The 6163-nt window shown below is 41.7% G+C and carries 5 protein-coding genes; all 5 read left to right on the forward strand.

Annotated features, from left to right (window positions below; genetic code table 11):
* The first annotated feature begins 57 nt into the window (after nucleotides 1-57).
* Nucleotides 58-1107, forward strand: coding sequence for an SEC-C metal-binding domain-containing protein (locus CEF22_RS02985; RefSeq protein WP_157843152.1), 1050 nt, complete (start codon nucleotides 58-60; stop codon nucleotides 1105-1107).
* Nucleotides 1108-1260: 153 nt separating this feature from the next.
* A complete protein-coding gene (gene secA, locus CEF22_RS02990; RefSeq protein ID WP_100401700.1) occupies nucleotides 1261-3771 on the forward strand; it encodes a preprotein translocase subunit SecA in 2511 nt (836 codons plus the stop codon).
* A gap of 145 nt (nucleotides 3772-3916) precedes the next feature.
* Nucleotides 3917-5015 (forward strand): peptide chain release factor 2 gene (prfB, locus tag CEF22_RS02995; protein ID WP_100401701.1). Its coding sequence is split into 2 segments (ribosomal slippage): nucleotides 3917-3988 and nucleotides 3990-5015, totalling 1098 coding nucleotides; the frame shifts between segments, so codons are not numbered across the junction.
* Nucleotides 5016-5236: 221 nt separating this feature from the next.
* The gene (gene cccB, locus CEF22_RS03000; RefSeq protein WP_095480556.1) at nucleotides 5237-5563 is read left to right on the forward strand and encodes a cytochrome c551; all 327 of its coding nucleotides are present in this window, start codon (nucleotides 5237-5239) and stop codon (nucleotides 5561-5563) included.
* Between the two features lie 247 nt (nucleotides 5564-5810).
* Nucleotides 5811-6163, forward strand: a 353-nt coding sequence (locus CEF22_RS03005) for a cell division ATP-binding protein FtsE (RefSeq protein ID WP_157843268.1), incomplete at its 3' end; no start/stop codon positions are given.

The raw sequence follows: 6163 nt of genomic DNA on the forward strand, positions 1-6163 counted from the left end.
CATGTTAAGATAGAACAAGTGTTAAGTTTTTGTGATTTACGAGGAGGAATGGCATTCATGTCAGTTGGACGGAACGAACCATGTCCATGTGGAAGTGGTAAAAAGTATAAAAAATGCTGTGGAAAAGTAGAAGGCTCAGCGATTCATGGAATCATGCTTGAGGAGCTAGAAAGCTTACAGCGAGAATTAATTGACTATGCGATGAGCAATTATTCACACACGATGAAGAAAGAATTTCAAACGCTCCTACATAAATACGAAGTGCTTCGCAAAGATCCACAAGTATTTTTAGTCGCTTTTGAAATTTGGTTTATTTTAAATTATCCGTTGAAAGATGGACGGACAGTATTAGAGAAGTTTGTCGCTCGTCGAGTGAATACGATCGAACGCGAACGGACAAAGCAAGTGTTTAAAACATGGCCGCAAACGAAGTTCATTGCTGGTCAGTTAGGTGTCATCAGTGACCGTGTATATGAAGTTCGCGATATACTTTCCGGTGAAAAAGTAGCGATCCGTGCTCGTCAGAAGGTAGATTTAGACGAAGTGTTTATTATTGGCGCGTTATTGCCGTTTGAACAAGAGTACACGTTCTTTATGATCGACTTCCATTTTGAAAAAGAAATGGCTTCACGCATGGAGAAGTGGTTGTTAGCTCAATGTGAACAAGCGGAAGAACGCTCAGCCTTTGTTGCGGATAACTTCTTATCCGTATTAGATGGTTTATTCCATATTTACAATGAGATGGAGCAACCAGAGGAGCCTCAAGAAGCCTTTGATTACAGCGAGTTGACATGGGAGAAAGAGTCCCAAGCGAAAACGGCTGATACTCTGCGCGAGTATTTACAAGAAGAAGGGATCGAGGAGCTGCATCAACAAACAGCGGTTCTTCTATGGAATCTATACTGTCAAAAGGAGAATCCAACAATCCGTAAACCTGAAATTTATGTCGGTGCCCTTGTGTCGCTTTTACAATCGTATAGCATTATTGAAGCGAAGGATTCAAATGCAGCTTTAGCTAAGCGTTTAGGCACAACTGCCGCAAGCTTATCGAAGCGGGCGAAAGAAATGGAAGTCGTTCTTCAAGAACGATTAGCCGCTCAGCAGTAATTTAGAAAAAGAACGCTCTTATGGGCGTTTTTTTCTTTTTTGACCTAGGCCGTTCAGTTGTTTCAAATGGGGGTTAATGTTAAGATTAAGTAGGAATTTTGTGATTTTTAGGCTCATATATTAACTTGTTAAGAGTAAAAGGAGCGTTTTTTTATGGGTTTGTTCAATAAATTATTTGATGCAAATAAACGTGAAGTGAAGCGTTTGGAACATATGGCGACGAAGGTCGAAGCGTTAGCAAGTGTGACTGAAGCACTATCGGACGAGGAGTTACGTGCGAAAACGACTGAATTTCAAGAGCGGTATCGTAACGGCGAATCGTTAGATGATTTATTAACAGAAGCGTTCGCTGTTGTGCGTGAGGGAGCGCGCCGGGTGCTTGGCATGTTTCCTTATCGCGTGCAGATCATGGGGGGGATTGCCCTTCATGAAGGAAATATTTCTGAGATGAAAACCGGGGAAGGTAAAACATTAACAGCGACGCTACCGGTCTATTTAAATGCCCTTTCCGGGAAAGGTGTGCATGTCATCACAGTCAATGAATACTTGGCTTCGCGTGATGCGACAGAAATGGGCGAGCTATATAATTTTCTAGGTCTATCTGTGGGTCTGAACTTGAACAGCTTGACGAAAGAAGAGAAAAGCCAAGCTTATGCGGCCGATATTACGTATGGAACGAACAATGAGTTCGGCTTTGATTATTTGCGCGACAACATGGTGCTTTATAAAGAGCATAAAGTTATGCGTCCACTTCATTATTCAGTTATTGATGAGGTCGATTCAATTTTAATCGATGAAGCGAGAACACCATTGATTATTTCTGGCCAAGCGCAAAAATCAACCCAGTTGTACATCCATGCGAACAGCTTTGTCCGCACGTTAAAGCGAGAAGACGACTACACGTATGATGTAAAAACAAAAGGTGTGTTACTTACTGAAGAAGGTATTAACAAAGCGGAAAAAGCATTTAGCATTGAAAACCTATTTGACTTAAAGCATGTCACATTGAACCATCATATTAACCAAGCATTAAAGGCACATGTGACAATGCAACGCGATGTGGATTACGTCGTACAGGACGAAGAGGTTGTCATTGTTGACCAATTTACTGGTCGTCTCATGAAAGGTCGCCGTTACAGTGACGGGCTTCACCAAGCGATTGAAGCGAAAGAAGGCGTGCCGATTCAAAATGAAAGCATGACGATGGCGACGATTACGTTCCAAAACTACTTCCGTATGTATGAAAAGCTATCGGGAATGACGGGTACAGCGAAAACGGAAGAAGAGGAATTCCGCAACATTTATAATATGCGCGTCATCGCCATTCCGACAAACCGTCCAATTGCCCGTGATGATCGTGCTGACTTAATTTATGCGACGATGGAAGGGAAATTCCGTGCAGTTGTGGAGGATATTTATCAGCGTTATCAATTGAAACAGCCGGTGCTTGTCGGTACTGTTGCGATTGAAACGTCTGAGTTAATTTCAAGCTTACTGCAAAAACGCGGCGTACCTCATAACGTGTTGAATGCGAAAAACCATGGCCGAGAAGCGGAAATCATTATGGAAGCGGGTCAGCCTGGTGCGATAACAATCGCAACAAACATGGCAGGGCGCGGAACGGATATTAAACTTGGCGAAGGTGTGAAAGAGCTTGGTGGACTAGCTGTTATCGGTACCGAGCGCCATGAATCACGCCGAATTGATAATCAGCTTCGTGGACGTTCTGGACGTCAAGGAGACCCAGGTGTCACGCAATTCTATTTATCGATGGAAGATGAGCTAATGCGTCGTTTCGGTTCAGACAATATGAAATCGATGATGGAAAAACTCGGCATGGATGATAGCCAGCCAATCCAAAGTAAAATGGTCAGCCGTGCGGTTGAATCAGCCCAAAAACGAGTGGAGGGTAACAACTTCGATGCTCGTAAACGCTTGCTTGAATACGATGATGTGTTACGCCAGCAACGTGAAATTATTTATAAGCAGCGAGATGACGTGTTAGAATCAGAAAACCTTCGTGATATTATGGAAGGTATGATTGAAACGGTCATTCGACAAGTCGTGAGTCTTCATGTCAACCCAGTTGAAACGGAAGAAGAGTGGAATTTGCAAGGTCTTGTGGACTATGTGAACGGGAACTTGTTACAAGATGGCGAATTAGAAGTTGTTGATCTTCAAGGGAAAGACGCGGATGATATGTCTAATTTGATTTTTGCCAAAGTGAAAGAGCGTTATGACGAAAGAGAAGAGCAAATGGGCGAGGAGCAAACGCGTGAATTTGAAAAAGTCGTTCTCCTTCGTGCAGTTGATTCCAAATGGATCAATCACATCGATGCGATGGACCAATTGCGTCAAGGTATTCACTTGCGCGCTTACGGCCAAATCGACCCACTTCGTGAATACCAAAATGAAGGTTTTGCGATGTTCGAAAACATGGTTGCTTCGATTAACGAAGAAGCGGCTAAATATGTCATGAAAGCCGAAATTCGCAATAACCTAGAGCGCCAAGAAGTCGCTAAAGGTCAAGCGGTTAATCCGAAAGAAGAAGAAGGCAAATCGAAAAAGAAACCTGTTCGTAAAGCGCCAGAAACTGGTCGCAACGAATTATGCCCATGCGGTAGCGGCAAAAAATATAAAAACTGTTGCGGCGTTGGGAAATAAACTGTTTTAGGGAAAGTCAAATAAACTGGCATAATGATGTTGTCATTTCTTAGATAGACGTAATATAATGACAGGAAAAAAGATGACTGTGTGTATGCACTGTCTTTTTTCCTGTTTGATGACCAATAAATGATGAGGTGTTTGTATGGAATTATTTGAAATTCGTAATGAGTTAGATAGAACAGCTAAGAAATTAGCGGACTTCAGGGGGTCTCTTTGACTTAGAACACAAAGAGGAACGGATTGCTTCACTTGAGGATGAGATGTTGCATCCTGATTTTTGGAATGATCAGCAAGCAGCGCAAGCAGTGATTAATGAGTCCAATGGCTTAAAGGAAATTGTGAACGAGTATAACGGCTTACTTGAAGCACAGGAAAATCTGGAGCTGACACATGAGTTAGTGAAAGAGGAGCCGGATGCAGAGCTTCAAGCGGACCTTGAAGCAGAGATGGAAGAGTTTATGCAGCGAATCAATGATTTTGAGCTGCAATTATTATTAAGCGAGCCGCATGATAAAAATAATGCGATTTTAGAATTACATCCAGGTGCTGGTGGAACAGAGTCGCAAGATTGGGGCTCAATGCTTCTTCGTATGTATACACGCTGGGCAGAAAAGCAAGGCTTTAAAGTCGAGACGCTTGACTATTTACCGGGAGATGAAGCTGGTATTAAGAGTGTCACCCTTTTAATTAAAGGACATAATGCTTACGGTTATTTAAAAGCGGAAAAAGGTGTGCATCGTTTAGTGCGGATCTCGCCGTTTGATTCTTCGGGTCGCCGTCATACATCGTTCGTTTCTTGCGAAGTGATGCCGGAATTCAATGAAGAGATTGAAATTGACATTCGTACAGAAGATCTTAAAATTGATACGTATCGAGCAAGCGGTGCGGGTGGACAGCATATTAATACGACGGATTCAGCAGTGCGGATTACGCATGTACCGACAAATGTTGTTGTTACTTGTCAGTCCGAACGTTCACAAATTAAAAACCGTGACCAAGCGATGAAAATGTTGAAAGCAAAGTTATATCAAAAGAAATTAGAAGAGCAAGAAGCGGAGTTGGCTGAAATTCGTGGAGAGCAAAAGGATATTGGCTGGGGAAGCCAAATTCGCTCTTACGTGTTTCACCCATATTCTATGGTTAAAGATCATCGAACAAGTGAAGAGAGCGGAAACGTACAAGGCGTGATGGATGGAGAGATCACTCCATTTATTAATGCGTACTTGCGTTCACGTATTTAAGAGAGAAACCCGTTTGTTTAGCAAGCGGGTTTTTCGTTTTTGTTATAGTTTAATCCGTTTGAAGCTGGTTAAAATAAGTCAGTATACAGATGTTCACAAATTATCAACAATTGACCGTTCATTGCTGTGTATCAAGTCGTTATGGCAGGTTTTAAACCTAGGTAAGTCTGCTATAATGAAGAAGTGTATCATATTTTTCCTTAGGAGGAGATAACATGAAAATGAAAAAATCATTATTAGCTCTTTTATTAGGATCATCTGTTGCTCTAGCCGCTTGTGGTGGGGGAGAAAAAGCGGAGCCAGAGAAAGAAACAGGTGGAGAAACAGCAACTGCTGACGGTGAGCAAGTGTACAAGCAAAGCTGCTTAAGCTGCCATGGAGAAAACCTTGAAGGTAGCGTAGGACCAGCGCTCGATAAAATTGGTTCAAAGCTTAGTGAAGAAGAAATTTTAAACGTGATTAAAAATGGTCAAGGTGGTATGCCACCAAACATTGTTGAAGGTGCCGATGCTGAAGCAGTAGCGAACTGGTTGGCAAGTAAAAAATAAGAAAATGAGAAAACATCAGCCGAGGAGCTGGTGTTTTTTTTGCGCAATTATGTCGAATATTTCATAAGAGAGAAAAGCTTTCCTATCCAATTCTTATCCTATTTTTTCGGAATACATATGAGGAAAAAATACTCAAGTTTATTACAGACGAAAAGAAAATGTAATACAAATGAACCTGAATAAACTTTAATTCAGTGTTATAATGAGTCTGGATTTACAACAGTTCAAAGAATAAATAGGTGATTGTATGATAGATATGAAAGGCGTGACAAAAAAATATCCCAATGGAGTAACGGCTATACATGGGATTGATGTTGCGATTAAACAAGGCGAGTTTGTGTATGTTGTTGGGCCAAGTGGTGCGGGAAAGTCGACGTTCATTAAGATGATGTACCGCGAAGAACGACCAACGAGTGGGAAAATTGTCGTTAATGGGATGAATTTGTCTGTATTAAAAGAGAGCAGTATCCCTTATTTTCGACGTCAAGTCGGCGTCGTCTTTCAAGATTTTAAATTGCTACCGACGCTAACGGTATATGAAAATGTCGCCTTTGCCTTAGAAGTGATCGAGGAAAGTCCAGAGAATATTAAGAAACGAGT

The organism is Bacillus sp. FJAT-42315 (assembly GCF_002797375.1).
Lineage (GTDB): Bacteria > Bacillota > Bacilli > Bacillales > Domibacillaceae > Bacillus_CE.